30 protein-coding genes and 2 pseudogenes are annotated in these 26272 nt (G+C 38.8%); 16 read left to right on the top strand and 16 right to left on the bottom strand.

Annotation, left to right across the window (positions count from 1 at the left end; genetic code table 11):
• The first annotated feature begins 1 nt into the window (after window position 1).
• The 7 genes from AR335_RS04555 (at window position 2) to AR335_RS04525 (ending at window position 7127) form a co-directional block, all read left to right on the top strand.
• On the top strand, window positions 2-916 hold the full coding sequence (locus AR335_RS04555) for a hydroxymethylglutaryl-CoA lyase (protein WP_082683342.1): 915 nt from the start codon (window positions 2-4) through the stop codon (window positions 914-916).
• A gap of 50 nt (window positions 917-966) precedes the next feature.
• Window positions 967-2274: a CitMHS family transporter gene (locus AR335_RS04550; protein ID WP_062232339.1), complete on the top strand. Its 1308-nt coding sequence runs from the start codon at window positions 967-969 to the stop codon at window positions 2272-2274.
• A gap of 72 nt (window positions 2275-2346) precedes the next feature.
• Window positions 2347-3525 (top strand): CaiB/BaiF CoA transferase family protein, encoded by a 1179-nt coding sequence (locus tag AR335_RS04545; protein ID WP_062232338.1) that lies wholly within the window; start codon window positions 2347-2349, stop codon window positions 3523-3525.
• Window positions 3526-3548: 23 nt separating this feature from the next.
• Window positions 3549-4415: an HpcH/HpaI aldolase/citrate lyase family protein gene (locus tag AR335_RS04540; RefSeq protein WP_199805047.1), complete on the top strand. Its 867-nt coding sequence runs from the start codon at window positions 3549-3551 to the stop codon at window positions 4413-4415.
• A gap of 25 nt (window positions 4416-4440) precedes the next feature.
• Complete coding sequence (locus AR335_RS04535) at window positions 4441-5793, top strand: acyclic terpene utilization AtuA family protein (protein ID WP_062232335.1); 1353 nt, start codon at window positions 4441-4443, stop codon at window positions 5791-5793.
• Between the two features lie 3 nt (window positions 5794-5796).
• Complete coding sequence (locus AR335_RS04530; protein ID WP_062232332.1) at window positions 5797-6102, top strand: AtuA-related protein; 306 nt, start codon at window positions 5797-5799, stop codon at window positions 6100-6102.
• Window positions 6103-6227: 125 nt separating this feature from the next.
• Window positions 6228-7127 (top strand): D-2-hydroxyacid dehydrogenase, encoded by a 900-nt coding sequence (locus AR335_RS04525; protein ID WP_234293184.1) that lies wholly within the window; start codon window positions 6228-6230, stop codon window positions 7125-7127.
• A 117-nt stretch (window positions 7128-7244) separates the two neighbouring features.
• Here the strand turns inward: AR335_RS04525 and AR335_RS04520 are convergent, their stop codons facing one another.
• The gene (locus tag AR335_RS04520) at window positions 7245-8465 is read right to left on the bottom strand and encodes an MFS transporter (RefSeq protein ID WP_062232330.1); all 1221 of its coding nucleotides are present in this window, start codon (window positions 8463-8465) and stop codon (window positions 7245-7247) included.
• An 81-nt stretch (window positions 8466-8546) separates the two neighbouring features.
• On the opposite strand from AR335_RS04520, the gene AR335_RS23610 reads away from it, so the two are divergent.
• Window positions 8547-8756 carry an AAA family ATPase gene (locus tag AR335_RS23610; RefSeq protein WP_062232328.1) on the top strand — a complete coding sequence of 70 codons (210 nt, stop codon included), beginning with the start codon at window positions 8547-8549 and terminating at the stop codon, window positions 8754-8756.
• Window positions 8757-9215: 459 nt separating this feature from the next.
• On the opposite strand, the gene AR335_RS04510 is transcribed toward AR335_RS23610, so the two are convergent.
• Together AR335_RS04510 and AR335_RS04505 are read right to left on the bottom strand one after the other, a co-directional pair.
• Window positions 9216-9701 (bottom strand): tetratricopeptide repeat protein, encoded by a 486-nt coding sequence (locus AR335_RS04510; RefSeq protein ID WP_062232326.1) that lies wholly within the window; start codon window positions 9699-9701, stop codon window positions 9216-9218.
• Between the two features lie 223 nt (window positions 9702-9924).
• On the bottom strand, window positions 9925-10251 hold the full coding sequence (locus AR335_RS04505) for a hypothetical protein (protein ID WP_062232324.1): 327 nt from the start codon (window positions 10249-10251) through the stop codon (window positions 9925-9927).
• Window positions 10252-10445: 194 nt separating this feature from the next.
• On the opposite strand from AR335_RS04505, the gene AR335_RS04500 reads away from it, so the two are divergent.
• Together AR335_RS04500 and AR335_RS04495 are read left to right on the top strand one after the other, a co-directional pair.
• Window positions 10446-10934 (top strand): hypothetical protein, encoded by a 489-nt coding sequence (locus AR335_RS04500; protein WP_062232323.1) that lies wholly within the window; start codon window positions 10446-10448, stop codon window positions 10932-10934.
• A 155-nt stretch (window positions 10935-11089) separates the two neighbouring features.
• Window positions 11090-11455 (top strand): annotated as a pseudogene (locus AR335_RS04495) (Lrp/AsnC family transcriptional regulator); the annotation flags it as partial.
• A 322-nt stretch (window positions 11456-11777) separates the two neighbouring features.
• Here the strand turns inward: AR335_RS04495 and AR335_RS04490 are convergent.
• Together AR335_RS04490 and AR335_RS04485 are read right to left on the bottom strand one after the other, a co-directional pair.
• Complete coding sequence (locus tag AR335_RS04490; RefSeq protein WP_062232320.1) at window positions 11778-12614, bottom strand: STAS domain-containing protein; 837 nt, start codon at window positions 12612-12614, stop codon at window positions 11778-11780.
• 85 nt (window positions 12615-12699) lie between these two features.
• Complete coding sequence (locus AR335_RS04485; RefSeq protein ID WP_062232318.1) at window positions 12700-13551, bottom strand: RNA ligase family protein; 852 nt, start codon at window positions 13549-13551, stop codon at window positions 12700-12702.
• A gap of 260 nt (window positions 13552-13811) precedes the next feature.
• On the opposite strand from AR335_RS04485, the gene AR335_RS04480 reads away from it, so the two are divergent.
• Window positions 13812-14204: a hypothetical protein gene (locus AR335_RS04480; protein WP_062232316.1), complete on the top strand. Its 393-nt coding sequence runs from the start codon at window positions 13812-13814 to the stop codon at window positions 14202-14204.
• A gap of 873 nt (window positions 14205-15077) precedes the next feature.
• On the opposite strand, the gene AR335_RS04475 is transcribed toward AR335_RS04480, so the two are convergent.
• Window positions 15078-15515: a YybH family protein gene (locus tag AR335_RS04475; protein WP_062232314.1), complete on the bottom strand. Its 438-nt coding sequence runs from the start codon at window positions 15513-15515 to the stop codon at window positions 15078-15080.
• A 562-nt stretch (window positions 15516-16077) separates the two neighbouring features.
• Here AR335_RS04475 and AR335_RS04470 point away from each other — a divergent pair.
• Window positions 16078-16560, top strand: a complete 483-nt coding sequence (locus AR335_RS04470) for a YndM family protein (RefSeq protein WP_062232312.1) — start codon at window positions 16078-16080, stop codon at window positions 16558-16560.
• A gap of 237 nt (window positions 16561-16797) precedes the next feature.
• Here AR335_RS04470 and AR335_RS23605 read toward each other — a convergent pair.
• Window positions 16798-16914, bottom strand: a pseudogene (locus AR335_RS23605) (DUF2975 domain-containing protein); the annotation flags it as partial.
• Window positions 16915-17214: 300 nt separating this feature from the next.
• Entirely contained in the window at window positions 17215-17421 is a 207-nt protein-coding gene (locus AR335_RS04465) for a GNAT family N-acetyltransferase (protein WP_062232310.1), read from the bottom strand.
• A 131-nt stretch (window positions 17422-17552) separates the two neighbouring features.
• On the opposite strand from AR335_RS04465, the gene AR335_RS04460 reads away from it, so the two are divergent.
• Window positions 17553-18074, top strand: coding sequence for a DinB family protein (locus AR335_RS04460; RefSeq protein ID WP_062232308.1), 522 nt, complete (start codon window positions 17553-17555; stop codon window positions 18072-18074).
• Window positions 18075-18444: 370 nt separating this feature from the next.
• Here the strand turns inward: AR335_RS04460 and AR335_RS04455 are convergent, their stop codons facing one another.
• A complete protein-coding gene (locus tag AR335_RS04455; RefSeq protein ID WP_062232306.1) occupies window positions 18445-19146 on the bottom strand; it encodes a YrrS family protein in 702 nt (233 codons plus the stop codon).
• A 200-nt stretch (window positions 19147-19346) separates the two neighbouring features.
• On the opposite strand from AR335_RS04455, the gene AR335_RS23600 reads away from it, so the two are divergent.
• Window positions 19347-19568 (top strand): hypothetical protein, encoded by a 222-nt coding sequence (locus AR335_RS23600; protein WP_156418843.1) that lies wholly within the window; start codon window positions 19347-19349, stop codon window positions 19566-19568.
• Between the two features lie 184 nt (window positions 19569-19752).
• Here AR335_RS23600 and AR335_RS04450 read toward each other — a convergent pair whose 3' ends face one another.
• On the bottom strand, window positions 19753-20034 hold the full coding sequence (locus AR335_RS04450; RefSeq protein ID WP_062232302.1) for a YggT family protein: 282 nt from the start codon (window positions 20032-20034) through the stop codon (window positions 19753-19755).
• Between the two features lie 255 nt (window positions 20035-20289).
• Between AR335_RS04450 and AR335_RS25100 the strand changes: the two genes are divergently transcribed.
• Window positions 20290-20415 carry a hypothetical protein gene (locus AR335_RS25100; RefSeq protein ID WP_255357538.1) on the top strand — a complete coding sequence of 42 codons (126 nt, stop codon included), beginning with the start codon at window positions 20290-20292 and terminating at the stop codon, window positions 20413-20415.
• A 103-nt stretch (window positions 20416-20518) separates the two neighbouring features.
• On the opposite strand, the gene AR335_RS04445 is transcribed toward AR335_RS25100, so the two are convergent.
• Both AR335_RS04445 and AR335_RS04440 read right to left on the bottom strand, forming a co-directional pair.
• Window positions 20519-21133, bottom strand: coding sequence for a class I SAM-dependent methyltransferase (locus tag AR335_RS04445; protein WP_062232301.1), 615 nt, complete (start codon window positions 21131-21133; stop codon window positions 20519-20521).
• Between the two features lie 556 nt (window positions 21134-21689).
• Complete coding sequence (locus tag AR335_RS04440; protein ID WP_053354181.1) at window positions 21690-22031, bottom strand: general stress protein; 342 nt, start codon at window positions 22029-22031, stop codon at window positions 21690-21692.
• A 402-nt stretch (window positions 22032-22433) separates the two neighbouring features.
• On the opposite strand from AR335_RS04440, the gene AR335_RS25425 reads away from it, so the two are divergent.
• Window positions 22434-22799, top strand: a complete 366-nt coding sequence (locus tag AR335_RS25425; protein ID WP_082683359.1) for a hypothetical protein — start codon at window positions 22434-22436, stop codon at window positions 22797-22799.
• A 96-nt stretch (window positions 22800-22895) separates the two neighbouring features.
• Here AR335_RS25425 and AR335_RS04430 read toward each other — a convergent pair whose 3' ends face one another.
• The 4 genes from AR335_RS04430 to AR335_RS04415 form a co-directional block, all read right to left on the bottom strand.
• A complete protein-coding gene (locus tag AR335_RS04430) occupies window positions 22896-23114 on the bottom strand; it encodes a hypothetical protein (RefSeq protein ID WP_061969704.1) in 219 nt (72 codons plus the stop codon).
• A 28-nt stretch (window positions 23115-23142) separates the two neighbouring features.
• Window positions 23143-23523 carry a hypothetical protein gene (locus AR335_RS04425; RefSeq protein WP_234293183.1) on the bottom strand — a complete coding sequence of 127 codons (381 nt, stop codon included), beginning with the start codon at window positions 23521-23523 and terminating at the stop codon, window positions 23143-23145.
• Between the two features lie 271 nt (window positions 23524-23794).
• Window positions 23795-24481 (bottom strand): response regulator transcription factor, encoded by a 687-nt coding sequence (locus AR335_RS04420; protein WP_062232298.1) that lies wholly within the window; start codon window positions 24479-24481, stop codon window positions 23795-23797.
• Entirely contained in the window at window positions 24478-25926 is a 1449-nt protein-coding gene (locus AR335_RS04415; protein ID WP_062232297.1) for a sensor histidine kinase, read from the bottom strand. The genes AR335_RS04420 and AR335_RS04415 overlap by 4 nt, the downstream gene beginning before the upstream one ends.
• Window positions 25927-26272 lie beyond the last annotated feature (346 nt).

Raw genomic sequence — 26272 nt, 5'->3', positions numbered from 1 at the left:
GATGAATTTACCAAATCGTGTAGAAATCATGGAATCGGGGCCACGAGATGGCATACAAAATGAAAAAACGTTTATCCCAACCGAACAGAAATTACAGCTCATTCATGCCTTAGGTGAGACAGGGATCAAAAGAATGGAGGCAACCTCGTTTGTGTCGCCAAAGCATGTGCCGCAAATGGCAGACGCCGATGTTGTCTATCGAAACATTAATCAAAAGCCGGATTTGCAATATCTGGTCCTCATTCCGAATAAAAGAGGATTTGAACTGGCAAGAGAAGCGGGCGCTAAAAACCTTGCTCTTGTTGCTGGTGTAAGCGAGACGTTTAATATGAAAAATGTTCGGATGTCCGTGGAAGAATCACTGCACCAATTATCGCTAGTGGTAGAAGAAGCAAAAAGTGAGGATATGTTTGTTAGGTTCAGTATTGCCACCTCTTTTCACTGTCCGTATGAAGGGATTGTAGCGGAAGAAACAACATTGAATATGGTGAAGACATTGGAAACGTTAGAGGTAGATGAGATTGTTCTATGCGATACGATCGGCCGTGCGAATCCACATCAGGTCTATCAGTTATTCTCAAAAACCTTAGACCTCGGTACAAAGGCTAAAGTTACAGCACATTTCCACGATACATACGGATTTTCAAAAGCTAATTCATTAGCTGCTTTGCAAGCTGGAATAACCTCTTTCGATACAGCCATTGGCGGTCTGGGTGGATGCCCATTTGCGCCAGGCGCTGCAGGAAATGATTCTACCGAAGACTTTGTATTTATGCTTAATGAAATGGGTATCGAAACCGGAATTGATTTTGAAAAGCTGATGGATTGCGTAAGTCTTGTAAAAGAAATGACAGAACGGAGGCTGACAGGCCACCTGCAGCAAGTGAGAGGGGGGAGTCTGAAACAGAGGGTATAGGAAAAATTGTAACCGCTTTCTACTCAACGAATAATAAGGGGGTTTAGGGAATGGCTATTTTAGGATTTTTAATGATTGCTACTTTTCTTTATTTGGTCATGACGAAACGGGTTTCAGTACTTATTGCTTTTGCACTCGTACCGATTGTATTTGGTCTGATTGGCGGCTTTAGGCTTGAAATGGGAGCGATGATGCTTGAGGGCGTCCAGAAAGTAACACCGACGGGCATCATGATCGGGTTTTCTATCCTTTATTTTGGATTAATGATTGATCGAGGATTGTTTGACCCGATGATCTCCCGATTGATTCGATTTGCTAAGGGCGATCCGCTTAAAATCGTGATGGCTACTGCTGTTATTACATTAATCGTTGCTTTGGACGGAGATGGTTCTGCGACATTTATGATTACAATCACAGCATTGCTCCCTGTTTATAAAAGGCTGGGCATGAATCCTCTTATCCTGGCAAGTACCGTAGCTCTTGGAGCGGGAGTCATGAACATTATTCCTTGGGGCGGACCGCTTGCAAGAGCCATGGTTTCACTAAATGCCTCTTCTTCACAACTATTTAATCCGATTATTCCTTCCATGCTTGCAGGTATGGCCTGGATTGTGTTTGTTTCTTATGTCCTTGGCAAGAAAGAGAGAAAACGTCTAGGGGTTGTTCAATGGACAAAACATCATGGGAAAAATGCTGAAGAGGAGACGGCAGCTGCTTTGGATATGCCAGCAACTGGACTCCCAAAAATGTTCTGGTTCAATCTTATTCTAACGGTGGTTCTTATAACGGTTTTAATCATGGAATTAATGCCAGTACCTGTCTTATTTATCCTTGCATTTGCCCTTGCTTTAATCGTGAACTTTCCAGATGTAAAGAAACAGAATGACCAAATCGCTGCACATGCAAAAAGCATGGTCTTAGTGTGCTTTACCATTTTTGCCGCAGGTATTTTCACTGGCGTCCTTTCAGGCACAAAAATGCTGGATGCCATGGCGGTGTCAATGGTCTCCATCATACCGGATTGGATGGGGCCGCACCTTCCGACTTTAATAGCCGTCATCAGTATGCCGTTGAGTTTAGTATTTTCTCCCGATGCCTTTTATTATGGAGTGCTTCCGATTCTGAGCGAATCAGCAGCCTCGTTCGGTATTGATCCTTTGGACATTGGCCGTGCCGCATTACTAGGAAACGCTACAACAGGGTTTCCGTTAAGCCCATTAAATCCATCTGTCTTTGTTCTTCTTGGTTTATGTAAGGTGGATCTGGGTGACCTTCAGAAGAGTGTTTTCTTCTGGGCATTTGGAACGACCATCGTTATGACGGTTATTGCGCTTATAACGGGTGCTATTTCTTTCTGAATTTCCTTACGCCCCACTCTAGCTATCAGAGTGGGGCGAGGTTTCGATTTATGAATAGAAAGGAGGATTTGAATGCTGCCGTTAGATGGGATAACAGTTGTTACGCTGGAGCAGGCAGTAGCGGCACCTTTTGCTTCCAGACAATTAGCGGATTTAGGGGCACGCGTCATAAAAGTAGAGAGGCCGGGCACCGGGGATTTTGCCCGACAATATGATTCAGCCGCCAAGGGCATGTCCAGCCACTTTGTCTGGCTCAATCGTTCAAAAGAGTCAATAACGCTTGATTTGCAACATCCAGATGGTAAATTCATATTGGATAAAATTCTATCGGAGGCGGATGTTTTTATTCAGAATCTAAAACCTGGGGCTGTTGATCGGCTTGGATTTTGTTCCGATGTTTTAAAAGAAAAGTATCCGCAGCTTATCATCTGTGGAATTTCGGGGTATGGATCGTATGGACCCTATAAAGATAAAAAAGCGTATGACCTTCTGATCCAATGTGAGACAGGGGTGGTTTCGATTACCGGTACAGAAGAGACACCATCCAAAGCAGGAATATCCATTGCTGATATAGCCGCCGGGATGTATGCGTACTCTGGTATTTTAACCGCCTTGATTTCCCGTTTTAAAACAGGAAAGGGGCAAGTGTTAGAAGTTTCTATGCTTGAGGCTCTTGGAGAATGGATGGGTTATCCCCTCTACTATTCTGAGTATGGAGGATCTGAACCGAAACGAACTGGAGCAAGCCATGCCACGATTTATCCTTATGGACCTTTTCTAGCAGGAGATCAAAAACTGGTTTTCATGGGGATACAAAATGAACGAGAATGGGCGAATTTCTGTGAGATTGTCTTAGAAGACCCTGCATTAAAGGCGGATACCAGCTTTAACAGCAATGCCAGGAGACTGGCCAATAGCAGTCAGCTGAAAGAAATCATTGATGCTGTATTCCAAAACCTGAGTGCAGAAGCAATTATCAGCAGGCTGGAAAAGGCTGAAATTGCTAACGCTCATTTGAATACGGTTCAGGAATTTGTTAATCATCCACAGTTGAAAATCAGAAATCGCTGGAGAGACGTCCAATCACCGGCGGGAATGTTGAAAGTTTTAATTCCGCCGGTAACGTTTGAAGATTTGGAACCGGCAATGAATCCGATCCCGGCAGTAGGGGAACATACAGAGTCAATTTTAAAAGAGTTCGGCATTGATGCATCAACAATTGATAAATATCGGACAACGGGAGTTTTGTGAGAGTTTAAAAGGGGGTGATGTGCTTGAATGAATATCGTACATGGATGTTTGTACCTGGGTCTGATGAAAAGAAATTACAAAAGGCAGGCAGCTTAAGTGCAGATGTGCTGATCTATGATCTGGAGGATGCTGTTTCTCCAGATGAAAAAGAAATGGCCAGAACAAGAGTGAGAAAAGCGATTGATCTTCATGCAAACAAAGTGAATTTTGTAAGGATCAATAGCTATCATTCTCCTTACTTTTATGAGGATCTGACGAATGTACTGAGGGCTGGTGTATCAGGGATTGTCTTGCCGAAGGCCGAAACCAGCGAACAAATCGTTTTTCTTGATCGCATAATCAGCGAATTAGAAACGAAAAGAAACATGGATTCATATCAAATTAAAATCGTTCCCATTATCGAATCAGCTCTAGGGGTCCATCACGCTTTTGAAATCGCGTCTGCAAGCCCCCGTGTAATACGTATGGCATTTGGTTCCATGGATTTTGCTTTGGACATCCGGGCGGATCTGACGAAAAGCGGAATGGAATTGCTCTATGCACGGTCGCACCTCGTGATTGCATCGAAGGCAGCAGGCATTGATGGCCCAATTGACACGGTGTACGTGGACATAAAGGATTGCGATGGTTTATTAAAAGAAACTACGTTGATCAAGCAACTGGGCTTTCATGGAAAACTGATTATTCATCCTGACCAGATTGAGCTTGTTAGCCAAGTCTTTGCTCCGACAAAAGAAGAGATAGAAGAAGCGGAACGACTAGTAAAAGCCTTTGAACGTTCATTAGTAAACGGCTCGGGTGTTTTGCAGCTGGACGGGAAAATGGTTGATCTGCCGATTGTAGATCGGGCCAGAAGAATATTGCAATCAGCAGGGGTTCATTCTTCTTAAAGGATAACGGATGGGAGATTAAAGTGTGAGGACGATAAGGATTGGTGCAGGTGCAGGCTATGCAGGCGACCGGATTGAGCCTGCCGTTGAATTGATGAAAAAAGGGCATTTGGATTATATCATTTTTGAATGTTTGGCTGAACGAACCATTGCCTTAGCTCAACAAGAAAAATTGAAGGATTCAGATAAGGGTTACAACCGATTACTGGAGTACCGAATGGATAAAATATTGCCCTTGTGTGCTGGAAGCCATATTAAAGTGATTACGAATATGGGAGCTGCCAATCCATTATCAGCAGCGAAAGCGGTCAAAGCAATGGCACAGGAACAAGGAATCCGCAACCTGAAAATTGCTGCTGTTACAGGAGATGACGTGTATTCGAACATCGAGCAGTATTTAGACTTACCCGTTATGGAAACCGGGGAGAAGCTGAAAGAAATTCAAACACCCATTATTTCGGCGAACGCTTATATCGGCATGGAGGGAATCGTTAGGGCTTTAAAAGAAGATGCTGATATCGTGATAACGGGCCGAGTCTCTGACCCTTCTCTGACGGTCGGTCCGTTAATGTATGAATTCGGCTGGGAGATGACGGATTACGAACGACTGGGAAAAGCAACCGCTGCAGGCCATTTACTGGAATGCGGCGCCCAGGTCACAGGAGGCTACTTTGCTGATCCAGGCTATAAAGAAGTAGAAGACCTATGGAATGTCGGGTTTCCAATCGCTGAAATTAATGAGGATGGAGATATTACTTTAACTAAGCTTGATGAAGCAGGCGGGGTTGTATCGACGAGTACGGTAAAAGAACAATTGGTATATGAAATTCATGATCCCGCGAGGTATTTAACCCCTGATGTGATCGCGGATTTTTCTCAAATTGAAGTGGAGGAGACGTCTTCTGATCATGTGTTTGTGAAAGGAGCGTCAGGAAAGAAAAAAAGCGGTTTTTATAAAACAAGCGTTGGGTATAAAGATGGATTCATTGTGGAAGCGGAAATCAGCTATGGCGGTTCAGGTTGCTTAAATAGAGCTAAACTGTCTGAGGAAATCATTAGGAAAAGAATCGATCACAGGGATATTAAGATACAGGATTTAACCATTGATTTTATAGGAGTGTCCTCATTATATGGAGAGTCAATATCAAGCTTATCAAGTGAGAACATTACACCTTCAGAGGTTCGTTTACGAATAGCGGCTAGGAGCAGCGAAGAGAAGGATGCTCTGGCAATAGGACAAGAAGTAGAAGCCCTCTATACGAATGGACCTGCAGGAGGCGGGGGTGTACGGGTAAACATTCAGGACATTGTTTCCATTGCCTCAATACTCATCCCTGAAAGTGATATCCAAATTGACGTGGAATACGAGGAGGTGTAAATTTTGAAACTAAAGGAAATCGCCCATTCAAGAACTGGAGATAAAGGAAATATCTCGAATGTTTCTGTCATCGTTTATGAAATGGGTGATTATGAGAAGGTGAAAAAATCTATAACCGCAGAGCGGGTAAAAGAATTTTTTCAGGAAATTGTAAAGGGAGACGTTATTCGATATGAACTCCCTAAGATCGGTGCTTTAAACTTTGTTATGGATAACGCATTAGGAGGGGGTGTGACTCGTTCCCTTTCATTAGATCGCCATGGGAAAAGTTTGAGTTCAGCGCTAATGGATATGGAAATCGTTCTATAAATTAAAATGGAAAGAGATAAACACTCCTGTTTTGACATTCTGGATTATAATGAAGTCATCCAATTATTGTTTATGAAAAAGGGGTGAGAAAAATTAATATAAATAAATTACTAGTCGTAAGCTCCATGTACGAAGAACTTAAGACTATTATAGAAAAGGAAGATTTACAAAAAGATTTCCGTTTTCTGCCTGAAGAACAGATGACGCAGGAGGATCTTGCGTGGGCTGATGCTTATGCTTCCTTTAATTTGAAGTCCGATTTTGACTATAGTTCAGTAAAATGGGTACACTCCCTTGGAGCGGGTGTTGACTGTTTTTTATACAAAAAACAGTGGAACGAAGATGTCTTATTAACCAGAACAATTTGTTCCTTTGGACAAAGAATTGCCGAGTATTGCTTGAGCTACATACTTAAGGATGTACAGTTACATGACCAATTTCAAGAATTAAGACACCAAAAAAAATGGCATCCCATTTCACCAAAATTATTAAATAAACAAAAAACCATGGTTTATGGAACCGGTGAGATCGGCCAAACGGCTGCAAAGATTTTCTCAGGATTTGGGATGGAAGTCTATGGGGTCTCTTTAAGCGGGAAGAAAAAAGAATATTTTAAAGAGGTTATGACTGTAGATGCCCATTTTTCACAGTTAGCTGAAATGGACTACATCCTTAATACTTTACCGTTGACCGAACAAACAGCCAATTTCTTTGATGGGCAGTTCTTTCATCATTTAACTGATGCGGGTTTTATAAATGTAGGAAGAGGTGCATCGGTTGATAATGATGCGATGATTCATGCTCTAGATTCAGGTCAAGTCAGATTTGCTGTGCTCGATGTATTTAACCATGAGCCGCCGCCAGACGACCACCCATTTTGGAATCATCCCGATGTTCATATCACTCCCCATATCTCAGCAGTTACCACACCTGAGGAGGGTGCAGCCTGTTTTGTAGAAACACTAAAAATGATTGAAGAAAACAGGGTGCTACATAATAAGGTTGATTTTAAAAGAGGGTATTAAACCGTCCTATAGCTTTCCTTTACTCCAGGACAATTCTCAGACATAAACACCCCTGTCGAATATCGAAATTCGACAGGGGTGTTTGAATGATATTGCAAAATATGTACTGATAAGGGGCTATACTGAGGTAGAGGTACTTCTGAATTTTCCTTGTCTTTTTGGGCTTGTATTCTCCCAATTTGACGTCCATGCGATTCCCATAGCAATCAAGAGAAAGATTCCTGTTACTAGAAATACGATGTGAATTGTGAAAATTCCACCAATAAAACCGCCCAGGACAGGACCAAGCATTCCTCCGATTTGATTCGCGGTTTGATTCAGTCCAAAGGCCCTGCCTCTAAAATCATCGGGTGTTAGTTTTACAACCAGACCATTTAATGCAGGAAAAACTGCGCAGAAAAAGATGCCGAACATAAAACGTACGATGGAGAATCCCCAGATCCCGTGAAATAAAATTTGTGCTAAAGTACCAAGTCCGCCCCCGCATAATCCAATAATTAAAACCGTGCGAAACCCGATTTTATCTGCAACTTTACCCCAAAACGCTCCGAATAAAATACTTGCAATTCCAGGTAAAGAAAAGATCACGCCTGCCAGGAATGAAATATTTTGGACAGAGCCTCCTAATTTTTTTATGTATAAAGGTAAGACAGGCTCAATGGTCATAAGCGAACAGACGGTCACCATCGTTAATAATAAGACAATCATAAATGGGCGGTTAGCTCCCGCTGTTTTGATATCATTAATGACCGAACCTCTCGTTGTACTGGGGGTGAAATTATCCTCTGTTACCATAAAGATTACGAGAATCGTAGAAAATAGTACCAATAATCCTCCGCTGGCAAACGACCATCTGTTTCCGACTAATGTGGATATACCGCCCCCGAGGAGAGGTCCGATGATCCCGCCTGAAGCCGTTGCTGTCGATATCATTGCCAGGGCGTATCCTACATTCTTCTTTGGTGTATTCGTACCAATTAGAGCGATGGCTCCCGGGATGAATCCTGTTAAAAGCCCTTGCATGATTCGCAGAAGCAGCAATTCATAAGGATTGTTCACAAAGGCGGTAAGTGTATAAATGACAAAAAGAGAAAAACCAGCTCTAATGATCATAGGCTTTCTTCCATATTTGTCCGCTAAAAGGCCCCAATAAGGTGAGGAGATGGCACCTGCCAAAAATGCTGCACTAAATAATACTCCCGCCCAGATCTCGGTGTGATGGTGCACACCAATCTGAAGAAGAAACAGAGGCAAAAAGGGGATAACCATAGAATAACTGGCCGAAGTGAAAAAAACTCCGATCCATAAAACCCACATATTTCTTTTCCAACGTTCCATCCGTCATCACTTCCTTAAAATTTGCATGTAGATTAATATTTAGCAATTATAACATTAAAGATAGTGGAATAATGGAACGGATTGAAGGATGTACCAAAAATAGAATTGAACACAAAAAGACGGATTTTTCTCCGTCTTTTTGCTGCTATGAAAAAGCAGCTCATGGGTGAAAGTGACAATAAGTTATTACTGATAGATGAGCCAGAAGCTTTTTTGCACCCAGAAGCAGTTAGAGCACTAAGTCGATCTCTATATGAACAACTGCAGCTGGTTCAATTGAAAAGTAAATAAAACAATCCGAAAAAATTTTGAGAGCATTTTTGTATCATTTTTTATTTTCGTCTCAATTTCAGTAGTAAACTTAACGATTGATACAGATTTTGTTCTATTCTGCATAGCTTCCTAGAATATATATTATGTTAACTAAAAAAACACAAAATTAGGTATTATTTATCTTTGCCTCTTTTTCATTACAGTCCCTTTCTGGTTTGGATTGAAATGATTCGGTTTCTTATATTGCTAGCGAAAAGAAATTCGACTGTAAAGTCATAAGAAATATAAGTAACGGGATCCGTTTTGGAGTGCGAAACCCAAAACAGCAGCCTAATTAGCACCACAATTAGTTTCACAAAGACGTTAAAAGTCTTGTCATAAATTTATGACGAGACTTTAAAATTTAAACGCTGGTGTGAGCTACAACACACTTGTTCAATTAATACACCCGTTACTTTAAGTACATCTTTTCACAAACTACTCCCAAATTTCATCTAATTTATTCGAGTAGAAATCAATTGCTTTTTTATAACCTAAAATTTCATCGTCTGTTGTTGTATCTGTTAAGCATTTTAATAATAACTCCATCGCTTTACTATGTTCGTTCAAATTATATAAGGTCATCGAATAGAAGATTTGAATTGCTTTATTGTTTGGAAATGATTCAATTCCCTTTAGAAATGTACTTTTGGACTTTTCATATTCTCCTAATGTTCTATATGTACTCCCTAATCCCAATAAGGCTCCCTCCAGGTCCTTTGAAGACAACCCTAATTTAATTGCATTTTCGTAAAAGGGGACTGCTTTCGATTCTTCCCCTAATAAATCAAAACTCCATGCACATTGATAGTTTATCGATGCATCATCAGGAAACTCCTGTACCAGTTTCATAAGTAATTTGTTGGATTCTTTATGGTTTCCACCTTTCCGTAATTCAATTGCTTTGTATAGCTCTTTTTCCATCATCTTCAACCCCTATACTTTATCTGTTTATACCACTAAACTGTTTTACGTTAGTTTAAGAAAAAGTGCCACCTCCAGCCTTGAAGAAAAGCACCCCTTTGTAAAAACAATTTACATATATTAACTTATTCAACACAATTGCAAAAAAACTTCTTATCTGCCCCGTAAGTTGAATAAGGTAATTTCTAATAATTAAGATATAAACGATCCTAAAGCAAGCAGCCTATTTGAATTTTTGCCAATGTTGTTTAATAAGATTAATTAGCCTCGTTATTTCTTCTTTTGAATGAATTTTTATATCTGGTTGGGGATCCTTAGAGTTTCCTAAATCAAACTGGTTGCTTGCAAGAATTTCTCTAGATAAATGTGAAAATATTACAATATGTATGTGATCATGTTTTCGCCGAGGTGCAGCACTTAACAATCTTCTCCTTTTTTTAGCGTTGTAGTAATAAACCATTACACCGTACTCTCTCCCCTTATCTGGTACAGGACTTTCACCAATTAGCTCAACCAATCCAGCACTAGCTTCTTTTTTATTACTTTCCATTAATTGATAACCTTCTACAAACAGGAGGTTTATAATTTAATTGTCTGAATAATATAAAATTTTGGGGGGCGATTTAGATTAGTAAAAAAATTTTAGCAGCTTTGCTTTGTTTAGGGTTAATTGTGGTCTTTTATTTTTTTTCATCACGTCCTAGCTCTGTACCTAGTCATGCACCTAGTCCTGGTAATGCATCCTTGGAAGATATAATCTGTTCAAAAGTATCAGCAAAACATATGGAATGCAAACAAATTCGTTTGATTGATATGAATTCAAATTTGGCCTTTGTAGAGACTGAATTCGGAATCCTTCCTGTTCTTATCAGCAAAGACCATACCGAAATGGTAAAAATGATTCCAGGATTGGATTTCCAAGAATTCAGAGAGGAAAAAGAAGAAAACGGACCCATAACCTCGAGAGTTGGAAATGATATCCAAAAGGATTTCTCTATTCTATACGGGTTTGCCAGAGACAAGGCAAAGACCATCATTATAAATAGTCAAGACAATATACAGCCCAATAAATTTTTCATTCGGGACGACTTGGCTGGTATGAACGGAGGACCAGGTACGGCTCCATTGTGGTTTTGGTATGTTACATCGAAAGATAAAATTAAATTGCCAGTTAAGTCAACAGTTTATGATTCAAACGGTCATATTATTTACGGAGGAAATGAAGAGGAATAGTGAAGGGTTAATGTTCGGGAACTAAGAAAAAAGATGGCTGTATCATCATGTTCAACTCGCTTTTCAAACGCCATCTAATTTGTTAAAAAACAGCAGCGATACGCTGCTGTTTTTTATGTGTGTTTTTATTCAAAGGAATATTCCACTTGTTGTTCGGGAGTAAAATTAATTTATCCTCTCCATCCGTAACTGAACGAGTAAGACGAATGGAGTTATTCGGAATAATAAAAAAGTATACTTTAGAAATTGACTATGAAAAATTAGGACTACCTATTCAATGTATAATAGAGGCAACAGTAAAAAATGGGGACTATAAACGATTTAAGAACTGCATAGAAAGTCTTCCTAATGTTGATTTTTGTTACCGAATAGCGGGTAATGCTTGCTATATGCTTAAAATGCAATTTGAAAATTTTTCTAAAGCAGAAGAATTCATTGAGACTGTAAATCCATTTGCTTCAACTGTTACACATTTTATATTTTCAGAAGTCCAGACAAGTTTGAAAATTGATTCACAGTGACTCATTTAACATTAAAAAAGTTCGTCAATATTTTGACGAACTTATCTTAAATAGATTATATCGTTTAAGTCGAACTGATAGACAGTTTCACAAACAAGGTCCAAAGAAAGGCATTGCTTCTTCATCTATCTTGCCAGTTAGTTGAATAAGATTTAGAAGGCTACAATGCTAAAACAGCGTAAAAAAAGAGAGGGATTTCTAATACCAGTGTCCCCACCGAAATCAAACCATTCCCTATCGATATCATATCCCTTAGATACTTTCATAATGAAAGGAAGGATAATTCCTTCCCCCCAAAAAAGAAAGTAATAAATAAAGTTGGTCACAGTTCCTGAAAATAATCGGTTAATGTTTGCTGAAGCGTACCTTTAGTTGATGCATACTCATCAAAAGAAACATCCAAATGAATCATTTTCCTGACGAGTTCTGCACGCAGACCCGTAATGACCGCCTCACATCCCATCAAGGAAACGCCACTCATCATTCTTTGAAAATGGTGGATTACCTCAATATCCATATCTGTAATGCCTGATAGATCCAAAATTAACGTCCGTACTTTCATCTTCGAAATATCCGTTAATACTTTTTCTTCAATGGTATCGATACGGTACACATCAATCACGCCGATTAGAGGAAGAACCGCTATTTGAGGACTGATCGGTATAATAGGAACCGATAAATGTTCAACCATTTTTCGCTGAGCGTTGATTAATTCATCTTTATAAGCCGAATAGCTTAGGAAAAAACTATTAAGAAATTTATCGAGGCCGTCATTGATCCGCATCTCCATCTTAAAAAACGAATCTCTATATTCTGAAATGCTGAGTCCATGTGTGTTCTGTTGATCATATTCAAACAGATAGTGCCATATCGTCCTTCTAATCGCATGTACCCACTCCAGCTTAAGAGTAAGGGTTAAAGAATGCTCTGCCCAGGCCACTCCCTCTTGCTCAGCAAAAGAAATAAGTTCGGTCTCTTTCCCTTTTACCACATACTTTACCATCTTCTCAGCGTTTTTCAAAAGATCAATATTTCCTGACTGTAAAATATCATGTATTTTACCTGCGACTTCCACAGCCTCGGATAACAGCTTATTTTGAAACTCTTCTCTGTGGCGGATGATATACTCCGTAATCTCTTGTTGCTGCTGCTTTTCCATTAGTTTTTCTCCTTCCAGTATTTAATAAATATTCAATATCTAAAATAAACAGAGCACCCACTTAGATGCACCGTCCTTTAAACTTCTAGTTCGCAAACTTCACAAAAACAGGCATTCTTAACAAACCCGCTTTAGTGTAGTTCCTGTACTTTACAGTACATCGTACCGTTGGTTTCAGATAGACAACATCTTCTGTTTCATTCGCAACCAAACCATCAATCATTTGATTAAATTTCATTCGAGCCATAGGTGGCACAAATTCGGTAACCCCCATCATATTCATCTTAACTTCTATACCCTTACCAAGAATCCATCCAAACTCCTTCCTACGATGACCCATGATAAATACGTCTTCATATTGATAATTGATGACTTTTATCCATGCTGGAGAGCGGTAATCGCTTTGATATTTGGAACTTGCCTTCTTTAAGACAATTCCTTCTAGCCCATTGTCCTGGCAAAGTGAAAACAACTCAATTCCTTTGCCGTTCAGCCAACGGATTTGCGTTAGACACTCACTTTCGCTAACCACGGAATCCAATAACTTTTTCCTTTCTAACAAGGGAAGGTTCATCACAGATTCACCTTCATGATACAGAATATCAAAGGCACAGAAATGAACAGGACAACTGCGGGAGAAGCGATGAATTCTGTCCTGGCTCGCAATCTGAAAACGGCTCATGATGGCCTCAAAATCAGGATGGCCATTTTGATCGGTTAAGATTAGTTCTCCATCTAGGACCGTGCCTTTAGGGATGCCCAAGTCCATTAATTCAGGGAACTTTTTCGTAACCTCGTTCTTATGCCTTGTATATAGTTTGACAGAATCCATATGGGAATAGATTAAACGGATTCCGTCGAGTTTAAGCTCACTTATAAAATCGTCATGATTGAATGGTTCTTCCATTCGTTGCAGTAACATTGGAGATACAAACAATTAACTCACCCAATATAAGTTTATCATTGGATGATTTTTGCAAGCTAATGTAAGGCACAAGTAATTTTTGGTAATAACCTCGCTTTATTGAACCAACACCCCCCGTTAGTTTAAGTGCATTTATTCACAATGTTCGCTGTCTATACAAAGAAGAAGCTTGCTGACTCTTACAAGTTAGTGAGACTAACAGCAAGTTTGCTTAAAATTTTAATTGTTGTAAAATAGTGTAAAGTAATTTTATTTTACGGAGGTTAATGAAAATGAAGATTTTGTATGATGAAACATACACTTCAAATGAAGGAAGGCGAGCAAGCAGGAATATTTGGTATGGAGATGCTGATATATCAGTTGATGGTGAGCATGGAAAAATCATTAATCTTAATGAAGATTTTATGGATAATTTATGCGAAATAATAAAAAATGATTTATCTAAAAATGCAGCAAATAAGCCTACTGAAACTAACTGGTATATTTATGGAAGTAGTGTAACTCTGGAAACTATTGGAGACAATAACCTTCCGACAATTATGATTCGTGAGAAGTCTGACGAGTTTATAACTAATTTTAATATCAGTGACCACGATTTTGCTGTAAATATTGATGCTATTCTGCTGTTTAAGGCTGAATTTGAAAAACGTTTAGCTAGTAATTGAGGAGTAATATCACTATAAGCATTTTCAAACTATTTGAGGGGATGATTTCATAATGAAATCATTCTCCTTTTTCATGTGATGGGAGTCTTTTTGTGTGGAGGAAAAGGACATTTGAAATACAGATTGTGAATAATTACACTTAAATTAACCTGCCCCTTTAGTTCCATAAGAAAAAGCTGCCTTATAGACAGCTCCAATCTTCAGCTAACGCACCCGATTGTGGAAGATAATAAAGATAAAGTATCATATACAACAATTGATCTTTTTCTTATCACCTAAACATAGTTAAGCTGTCAGGCGGTGTGGTGTGCAATAATAACGTATTCCAGTCCTGGACGATCAGGGGCTTCTCTTACACCTTCAACAGACAGTCCTACATCCCAAAGAGATTTGCTAATTTCCTTAAGACTCCTAAACCGCAAAGTTGAGTCTGATGTGATTATTGCACCATCGCTCTCAAAAACATAAGTCCATCGAAAAGACACCAATGAGCCTTGAACATCGGTAACATCAACCCAACCTTCGACAACGCCACTGTCAGGTATATCAATTCGCTTATTAAGCGTCTAAATCAGAACGGTCTGAATCAAATGGATCATAGATATCAGCCAATCTAGGGTTTTCAAAAATTTCATCAGCCATTAAACTTCCTCCCACCCAATTAATTTGCTAATTTAACATAAATAACGATATAAAACTCAACACTTATCTCAAAGTTTAACCCTCTTTTACTATCTTGCACTTTACTTCAATAAAAAAGTACACTTCTCCTTCTTAGAGAAATGCACCCGTTTATTGAAGAAAAAGGGATATTCTATTTAAAGAATACCCCTATAATTTAAGGATTGATTATATTTTAGTTAGTTCTGCTTATTACTTTAAGTTAGAAATGCATTTTCCCGTTTCCATACTGATTGGTAATGATGAATGTTGATGTATTATTTTCCAAGAATTATTTTCCTTTTTTAATCCAAATGTAAATCTATTAGTAATCTGGCGTAGTTTCTCTTCAGACCCATTGTAAGCTATTAAAGACATATTACTATATATGAAGGCAAGTCCCGCATTTTCTTCAACAACTAAATCATTCAACTCTACTTTGAGTTGAACACCTCCCTCTTTCAAGTGGTTGAACCAACCATTCACAGCTTCCTTCCACTTCGAAATACCTTTATACTCCCAGTCTTCCCAACAATCATAAACTTGAATGTTAGTTGCGTATGCTGATACAAACTTCTCAACATCCTGTTCATAAACGGCAGACTTATAATTTTCTATAACGTCCTGAACCTTTGTAAATCCATCATTCATACTATAACCTCCCTCGTAATTTTTTGATAATATAAAATAATGAGATAATATATAGTGGAGTTTAACATAATGTTGTAGCTAAATACATATTATTCCTTTATTTCCAAACTCTTATTAAACAATCCTGCCCGTTAGCACAATAAAAAAACGGGATCACCGCAGCCATCCCATTTTTAACATAAGCTACCCGATAGTGTAAGTACAATTCAAAAACTCATTAATTGTTGAGTGTACAATTGGCATTACCTTAGAGCTTCCAGGCTTCTTTTAATAACTTAATTCCTGTATTGATTTCAGTTTCCGTTAATCCTCCAAATCCAAGCAAAATTCTAGAACCTACGCTTCCTGTTTCTCCGCTATAATATATCGATAATGGATAAACCTACACCAACATTCATTGCAGCATTAATTAACCCGTCTTCTTATCCCTTTACGTACTTAGTACAACAACAATAAAAAATGACCTTCAAGTTAGCATCCAATTTAACCTCCTGAAATTCTTTTTATCTCGGTGTATATCTAAAAAGATTTTATCGAAAAATAAACAAAGGAGGTGTAAGAAATGAGGCATATTTTTAGAATTGTCATGAAGTTTATTGCAGCTGCTGTTGTTCTGGGCATTATCGATGCGTTGGGCTACGATTTGGGTGCTTCTGATATCCTAGGGATTTCAGCGGTATTAGCTATTGTTAGTTATGTAGTGGGTGACTTATTTATTTTACGGGTTACCAATAACACAGTGGCAACTATTGCTGATTTTGCCTTAGCGTTTGTAATTCTCTACCTATTGATCGATAATATGACCATTGAGGATGACGTGTTATCCGCTTCACTTATTGGCTCGATAGCAATCACAGCTTTTGAAATCTTCTTCCATCGCTTATTAGGAAGAGAACCTGGCAAACAGGCTTCCAATCAGCGACAAACCATGCAAACTGGAAGACCACAATTTCAAACAGAAGCGTCTTCTGAATTAACTCCTGTTAAACGGGATGTAAGAAGTGCTCAACAGGACAAGTCTCAGGAGAACCAAGATAAACAATAATAGTCAAAAAAGCGTACATTCCAAAGAATGTACGCTTTTTTATATTAGACCAATTATTCCGCTGGTGGATTTTCGACGGCAATTTGATATGCGTTCAAGATGGCATTGCTCTCTGCCGGGTTCGTAATTCCCACCGAAACCTATTACGATACATATCAATTTATTACCCATTTCTTCAACTATCCTGCCCCGATAGTTGCATTAGAAAAAAGCTGCCTTAACAGACAGCTCCTATCTGATTAAAACGAGAGATTTCATATAAGCAATATCTGGATACAATTCTCCAGCAAAATTCCCGATCTTAGGCACCAAAAATATGCACAATGCAAGAACTGGGATTCCAGCCAGAAAAATAAAGTTTGGCTACAACGAGTATTTATACGCATATCGATTTTGAACAGAAAAAGAAAGCCATTCATAGCTTTTTAATTAAGTAAGCAAAAAATCAACACAAAAAGATGCTCAGAGTCATTATGTTCTGAGCATCTTTTATTCTTGTGCTTATTCCATTAAAGCACCCGATTGATTGTGTAAGATCATTAAACTTCAGCTATAAGCTGCTTTAGCATAATAAAAAGATTCATACTTTGTTGGGCTGACTCAAAAGTTTAAGTCCGCCCCCCATTCTAATTCACCTATATTAAGTTTTTAATGCTAGTATTGAAATTCTTCTTTTAATAACCACATCACGACAGTGTCATAATATTTTCCGTCTATATACTCTTCTTTCCACAAACGCCCTTCTACTACAAATCCACATTTTTCATATGAACGAATGGCTTGAACGTTTCCACTCCATGTTTCAAGCTTAATACGTTGTAAATTCATCGTCTGAAATAAATAGTGAATAAGTGTTTTCATGGCATCCGTTCAATTTTGTTCAACAATCGGGCCATTTAGTTGAAGATCTCATCAGATAAGTAATAATAATTAAAGGAATAATTCATTCTGATTAAGAATATTAAAAAATGTGATGATAAGGAGGCGATTGTATAGCAAATCATGTAGAAAATCTATATAACTATCATGTATGGGCAAATCAACGGATTATTGATCATCTTAAGACACTTTCTCCTGATAAATATCAGAAGGAAATGAAAAGTGTCTTTTCTTCTGTTTCAAAGGTTTTATCACATCTCTATTTGGTGGAATATGGATGGCTTAATACCATCGAGGGTCAGAGTATGAATGAAGCAATGCAATCTTCATTTCAAATTCAAGAAAAGATTGAGAAACTGCCCATTGAAGACTTAGAAACGGAATTTCACACTTTAACATCTCGGTTTAAATCCTTTTTGAACAGACAGGAAGATATGGAAAAGAGAATAATGTTAGATAATCCATGGGCAGGATTAAGAGAAACAAGTATATCTGAAATGGTCTTACACGTTGTAAATCATGGAACCTATCATAGAGGGAATATTTCAGCTATGCTACATCAGTTGGGTGATTCTTCAGTTATGACTGATTATGCTTTTTATTGGTATTCTGAAAATGCTATTCCTAACGGATAACTTTAATTAAACAATTGTTAATCCAAAGTAATCTCACTTTTCTACGATATTTAACATTACCATCAAGAATAAGTTAATTGCTTCCACGATACCGGATAATATGAACTACTTGTTTATTCAAGAAAAGGACGCATTAATGAAGTAACTAAAGCCTAATTTCTCGGTGTTAAAAACGAGAAATTAGGCTTTTTTTTATATTTGGATTTCCTTACCGTTGTAAACCCGTATTTTCCTGATGTTACTCTCTTAGCGTATGTTTTCCGCGTTTTGTTGGTAGGACCCCTATTGGAACAAGACTATGGAGGAAGAAACTAGCACCAGCTACACTTGATCTCTAAGTATGCACACTTAGTTCAATAAGAAATCCCTTTCATCGATTTTGTTTACTAACACTTGTTACTTTCCAACCTTTTTGATCAACCCATTCAAGATTCACAACATACATCCAACTATCTTCGCCGTCAGGGCTCACTTTTCCCACTGATTTTTGCGGTCCCCCGCCATTTTCAATTCGCCAGATGTTCATGTTGTCCCCTAGACCTGTTGCCATTTGGATTGCTTTTACTTTTTCGTTCCAATCCACTGAATCCTCAACATAACTCGAAGTATGTGGTCCAGTCTGACTCGTTCCAATGGGTTCCGACGACCCAGATCCTGTAACTTTCTTCTCGTCTTGAGACCTTTGCTTATCGCGTTCTTCCTTGGCTTCTATTGCTTTCTGCTCTTCTCTGTCTTTTTCTGCTTTTTGTTCTTTTTTAGCTTCCTCGGAGTCTTTCTGGATTCGCTTAGCTTCTTGCTGGTCTTTAGTTTTTTTATTTTCTCTCAATTTTATCTCTTGGTTTTTCAAATCGGTCTCTTTATCTTTTCGGATCGTGGTGTCATTATTTTGTTGGTTATTTTGTTCACCTTTACTTCTGGTTTGATTTTGTGGGTTATTGGTTGAGGCCTCATTACTGTCTCCCCATATTATATTTCCTGCTACAATAAATATTAGGACCAATACGATACAAATTAAGGCGTTCAGACTAACATGGAGCTTTTTTCTCTTTTGGCGTTGAAATCTCGATCTCATCTTATCCCTCCTTCAGTTTTATCACTTCACCGCAATGGTTTTACAAAAGTTTTGATTTCTTCTTTACCAACGGAAATGATGTTGTTTGGATAATATTCGACAGGTTTTTTATAACATAAGGGGTAAAATAAAGAGGTAAAATATTCTTAACATTGGGGAAATGCGAAGTCAAAGGGGCTGTCCAAGAAGTCTGGTAGCTGTTGATCTCCGCTCCAGGCTGCTCGCTTTCCGCGGGGCGTGCGGTGAGCCTCTTGGCGCAAGCGCCTGCGGGAGTCTCACCTGTCACGCTAGTCCCGCTGGAGTCTCGCACCTTGCACTCCAATCAACTTTTCATTGAAGATTTTTCACGTCAAAGGAGCTGCCTGAAGGTCAATTTTCGACTTTCAGGACAGCCCCTTTTTTGGTACAAAATAGCCAGTTGAGAACATTTACGAATACCAATAGAGGTACTGGCAATTCGCTTAATACCTTCCCAATCTTTAAAAACCGTTAGAAACTCTGGGAACAGGAATGCTGCTCGTTAGTTCAATAAAAAAAAGAGCTGCGATGCAGCCCTGTTAAGATTTATTGTTTTCTCTGCTTTATTCGACAGGTTGTTTATCATTATTATACGCCCATCATATTCATTAATTGGCGGAGACCTTCTAGAGCAAATCCCCCTAAATATCTATACGCAATTAAAGCGATGATAGGTGAAAAATCAATTACACCAAGAGGCGGGATAAAACGCCAAAAGATAGCAAAGTAAGGGTCAACTAGTTTACTAATCCATATGCCAACTTTTGTGGCATAAAATTGCGGAAACCAGGAACCGAGAATGGATATTAACATTAACCAATAATAAATATCGTAAATATATTGCCCAATTTGTATAATGATAGAGCCCAATTTTTATTTCTTCCCGTCTATTATAATTTTTTTAAATACCATTAATACAATGAATGCCTGTGCTTTAATTTCCTTCTTATGATTCATATACGTTTTTATTTCCAATAAGGTTTCGATATTTCTTCCTTGTTCAAGATTAAAAGGATATTTGTTATGGATAACTATATTTCGTTAAAACATAAAGAGCTGTTCGAAAAATAGATGCCTGAAGATTTCCTAAAGCAAAAAGGGGCTGTCCAAGAAGTCTGTAAGCTGTTGATTTCCGTTCCAGGCCGCTCGCTTTCCGCGGGGCGTGCGGTGAGCCTCTTGGTGCAAGCACCTGCGGGAGTCTCACCTGTCACGCTAGTCCCGCAGGAGTCTCGCATCTTCCACTTCAATTAACTTTTCATTGAAGATTTTTCAAGCCAAAAAGGGGCGCCTGAATGTCAATTTTCGACTTTCTGGACAGCCCCTTATGAATTCAATACATTATTTTTTCTGCCCATCATTTATTTTTGGGTTTCGCCCAAACCAGATGGAAAACATCCAGCCAATGATGTTCTACTTTCTGGATCTCAATAGAAGAAAGGCTGATCAGTTCCATGATGTCTCTATTTTGATGGCACCCAATCGTTCTAACAGCCAAAGGATCTAATACCTTTTGTAACGTTGAGAAAATGAAATTAGAACTGATACCATGCTCCAATAACAATATTTGTCCCATTGGTTTACACCATTTACTTAGGTTCTCTAACGTTTTTAATGGTTGAGGGTAACCGCAGAATGAAAGCGTAGAAACAATGGTATCAAACTGATTCTCCTCAAACTCCAATTGATCAATGTCACTTTCAACAAATTCGATTGGAAGATGATATTGATGTGCTGCTACTCTTGCTTTTTCTAACATTTTAGGACTAAAATCCACCGCTGTAATTTTTTCAATCTCCTCACGGTTATAAAACGGGAAGTTTCCTCCTGCTCCGACTGCCACTTCTAGAACGGATCCTTGGGCCTCTTCAATTAATTTTTCTCTCCACTTCCTTTGGATTTGTTTTTCTCTTATTCGATCGTAAGTATTTGCTTGTTTATCAAACTTTTTTATCAGCTTCTTATTGTTCATGCTTGCCCCCTTACCTTAAACAACTACCGACAGTTAACTAATGGACAGCAATGGATATTCCTTTTTAGCTATTGCTTTAAAATGCAATTTTCAAATTAATATTTTCTATTGTGACTTTAATCAGATTTATATTTACAACCTCATTTAACGGGATTTCCAGTGTTCGTAACATCTTGTCGCTGTCCATTTCCCGCCTCCATTTTTATCTTATTCAATTAAAACAATAATACCATTCTTCAAAAAATCTGACCGTTGATACAATAAAAAAAAGCTGCCAGTGTTGGCAGCTTACATCTTAAAGCACCTGTTAGTTCAAGAGTAATTTTATTACCTTATACTGTGTTCATTTTCTGACGACACTCTAAGAACCATTCATATGGCAAAGAAACTTTGGATAAATCAAATTCCCTCAATTCTTTATGAGGATACTTATCCGACTAAATACAAATCCCACTGACATTCGATATACCAGCTTACGAATAATGCCTCTAGTCTAAAAAGTAGAACTCCAATATGAATACTGCCCTTTTACTTACTAACAGGTGAATTTCATGCATTAAAACTTAACTTCATCTTGATTTGTTACAACTAATAGCGTTTTTCCCTTGTCTAATTCTTCTTCTAGTTGTTCAGCCTTTGATTGGTCAAATCCAATTTCCTTCATTTTGGATCTTAATTTATCACCTTTGCTTTTGAACACATTTTTCGTCGCAGTGCCCAACCCAGTTACGTTGACCCCAATCTTATTGGCATCTGTTTCCTTCCTATCGCGTCTGACATGATCATTATCATGAGCAAGAATGTAGATATCATCATCTCGAATTCCATTGTTTCTAAGCTTGTCAATTGATTCACTCAAATGTTCATCATTGTGGAATATTTTAAATTTGGGATTCAATTAAATCACTCTCCTTAGGACAAAAAGTACCCGATTTTGAAAAAAACTAAACAATAGGATCGTGTTTTATATACCTAAGGATAAAATAGAGGCTCAGTCCCAAATGCACGATCTACGTCATAATTTTCTAGATAAATATGAAAATATTACAATATGTATGTGATCTTGTTTTCGTCGAGGTGCAACTCTTCTCCTTTATTTAGCGTTGTAGTAATAAACCATTACACCATAGACAAAAATAAAGAGGCTGACTAAAAAGGATTTACTATGATATTAGAGATTAATGAAAACTGGATTCCTCCTTCTTTTTAAAAATAGGTATTTATATATGTCCACTCCCATTTTGGATACATATCTTAGTAAGGGAGTTTATTTTGAGAATTTTGAAAGGAGAGGTTATTTATTTATCAATACGGTTCTCAACCATATGTCCAGCAGCAATATGGTTCTTATCAACCATATGTCCAGCAGCAATACGGTTCTTATCAACCATACGTCCAGCAACAGCAATACGACCCTTATTCACAACAGTCGAATGATTATTATCCTCATCAGCAACATGACCCAGATAGACAGCCTCCAATAAGGCAGCTTGAAAGGCGGGTTAATCAGCTGGAAAACAGAGTCAACCAGCTTAATCGGGAAGTTAACCAACTTGAAAACACTGTTGAACGCCATTCACGCCAGTTAAACCGATTAAACCAACGCCTGCGCATAGTGGAAGAAAGATTGCGAATTCCTTTTCATCCTTTAGAAGGCGGCTTTTAATTAATGGGACCCAGAGAAATTCTGGGTCCGTATTACTAATTTTTGTATTTTTTACTCCTATTATTTCTTTCTCGATTAGTAAAACCCCTTTAGGTTTTATTTGTCTACTAGCTGTTTAAGCTTCTTGTACTCCTCTTCTTTAATATCCCCTGAAGCAAGACGGCGTTTCAGTATAACGGAAGCGTCGTTTTGACTGTTCATATAGGAATGGCACCTCCGAAATGCTATCATTTTAAAAATGATCAGTACGGTTACTAGACTCAAAAAAATTAATCCGAAGAATGGAAATGGAAATCCGTGATGTTCCCAGCCCATACACTTTCCTCCTTTTATTTGATCATGGTTAACTGCTGCCAGTCCGGCGTCCCCATGGCTTAAATACTGACAGCATGAACATCGTCCCAGTGGAAAGGATCTGAAGAATAATACCTATGAACAACTGCAGCCGGTTCACAAGGAACCCCTGATCATGCAGCGCACGAAGACCTTCCGTTGCCGTTATAGAAGAGGCATCGAGGATCCAGTAGTACATCCCGAAGATTCCTAGCCCTATAGAAAGAATCGTTAAGACTTCCTTTACGATGATCCAGTGGAATTTGAACAGCCCCCACTTCGTCCAAACCGACAGCAAGATCCCCGTTACGACGACACCGATCGTTGATGCACGTACTGACGAAGCTGCAAGAATGTACATGACCGTATAACAGCTCTTCAGTATGGCCACGTCATCCGTAGCAGCTGCGGTAACACTTAGTACAAGAAAGGATACAGTGACTCCAAATAAAATAGCAGCGAATAAAAGATGGAGGATTACCAGTCATTTTTTTGCCCTGCCTGTCAACTGCTTCATCATCAACACCTCCTTTTCGTCACTATTCCCTTTCACCTCATGGTATCCATGAATTCTAAACCACTTCTAAACAAAATCTTAAATTTCAATAAACTTTTTAAATCGCTGTTGCATTCTAACGAAAAAAACCCGGACTATGCCGGGTTTAACCTCTGAATCGATAGCCGGCCCCCCAGATTGTCTCAATGTACTGTGGATTGGAGGGATCAATCTCTATTTTTTCACGGAGCTTCCGGATGTGCACCGTAACCGTCGCGATGTCACCCATCGAATCAAGGCCCCAGATTCTTTCGAAAAGATGTTCTTTGCTGAACACATGATTCGGATTCATCGCCAGAAAGAAAAGCAGATCAAATTCTTTTGCCGTAAAGATCACTTCACGCTCATTCATAAGCACCTGACGGGAAGCTTTCTTTATGTGAAGGCCGCGAATATGGATCTCATCAGCCGGATTTTCCCGTTTACTCAACCGATCATATCTTGCCAGGTGTGCCTTCACTCTCGCCACGAGTTCGCCCGGACTGAACGGTTTTACAATAAAGTCATCCGCCCCAAGCCCAAATCCCCGTATTTTATCAATGTCATCTTTTTTGGCGGATACCATTAATATCGGGATATCTTTTTCCTGCCGCAGCTTTTTGCATAGTTCAAATCCATCCATGTTTGGCAGCATTAGGTCCAGGAGAACGAGGTCAAACGGTTCAGAACATGCTTTTTGTAGGCCTGTATCCCCTGTTAAAGCGATTTCGGCCGCTAGCCCATTGATCTCCAGATAGTCACGCTCCAATTCGGCAATACTCACATCATCTTCAATAATTAACACCTTTTTCATGGGCTTGCCTCCTCATTCACGGCTTTTTTTAGCGTAAAAAAGATACTGGTCCCTTCATTCTCATGGCTTTCCGCCCATATTTCACCGCCATGATCTTCGATGATCCGTTTTGCAATAGCCAGTCCCAGTCCCGACCCGGTTGTATTCCTGGATGGATCCGCCCGGTAAAAACGATCAAAGAGGTGCGGTAAAGAAGATTCCTTGATCCCAGGGCCGTTGTCATGCACTTCAACCAACACGGTTTCTTCATTGGAGGATAACACGATATCAATTGACTTTTCTTTTTTATCCATGTATTTGAGGCTGTTCTCTATAATATTGGTGAAAACCCGTTTTAGTTTATCCCGATCAGCAATCACTTCAAATTCTTTTCCCTCCTTAACCGTAAGGGACAACCTGACCTGACCGACTGTATCATCCATTCTTAATTCTTCGATATAATTCTTGATATACCCGCTGGTTTCCATTTTTTCAAAATGAAATGGGACTTTTTTTAAATCCAGTTTGGAATACAAAAACAGTTCATCAATGAGATGGTCGAGTTCGTTTGCCTTTTTGTAAATCGTCTGTGTATACCGATCCATTTTTTCTGAAGTATTTGCCACGCCGTCACGGATTCCTTCCACATATCCTTTAATGGCGGTTAATGGCGTTTTTAGATCATGGGATATGTTGGAGATCAGTTCTTTCCGGTTTTCCTCGTACTGCAGCTGGATTTCCGTTGAAGCTTTTAGCTTTTTTCTCATCGTCTCAAATGCTTGGCAGAGCTGGCCAAGTTCATCGTTTCTTTTTGATACTAATTGAAAGTCCAGATTTCCCTCACTGATCTTCCTGGCCCCTGCCCTTAGTTCGTTCACAGGATATAGGATGCTTTTGGATACAAAATAGGTGAGCAGCCCATTTGTAATGAGCATGATGAACAGGAAACTACCAAAAAGAAGGGGGAATATCTGTTTTACAAAATCAGCATCTCGAATAAAAAATAACGTCCCTGTTGATCCATTTGAGAAGTAAAAATCATACTTTTGCATGGAATAAAGCTTATTGCCCAATCGCGAAACCGGGCGGTTCGATCCCTCGAATCCAAAAGGTGGAAGATCCTTGATTTCCAAGGATTTGTCTTTTACGGGACGGTAAATGACTTTGTCCCCTCTTCTTACGACTAAAGCTGCACCCTGTTCATTTAATTCCTTATCTGCCCTGATTAAATACCGGACGTTCAATAGTTTTTCCGGTGTTAAGGCTGCTGTCTTCTTTAATTCCATGACTTGCTTGTCCGCCGGCCGGGCACCTTCCGTCGAACCCAACGAGCCAAAAATGGAGCGGTGATCCTCGTGTTCGACAAAGACGAACGAGAAGAGCAAAAAAGCAGCCAGAACGAACAAAATGACGGGCATTATGATCATGGCAAGATTGGATAAAAGCAAACGTACTCGAATAGACATAATACTTCCTTCCTGTTCCCTAATGATTAAAAATGTCCATTTAAGTATATCCTTCAAATCTAAAATTTTTCTAAACTCGAATGAAATAAATGTATAACACCTGAAAAAAATGCGGTTTCGGTTAGAAAATGTTCTGTGAATCCTAGTTCTCCTACTTGTACTTAGCAACTGTCCCCGCGATAGAGTCATAAACAGTTTGTTTATTTTTGCTTTTCAAGGGACTAATCAAGTAAATAAAATAAGGCCTCTGAGCTGACTTTTACACTCTTGTAGTGTAACTATCAGTCCCAGAGACCGTTAAATTTTTTTAAACCGCTAATTGAAGAAGAGTTCATTGATTCATCTC

Source organism: Fictibacillus sp. FJAT-27399, assembly GCF_001510655.1.
GTDB lineage: Bacteria > Bacillota > Bacilli > Bacillales > Fictibacillaceae > Fictibacillus_C > Fictibacillus_C marinisediminis.
The sequence above is the reverse complement of the archived record's forward strand: the minus strand, read 5'-3'. Positions and strand labels throughout refer to the sequence as shown.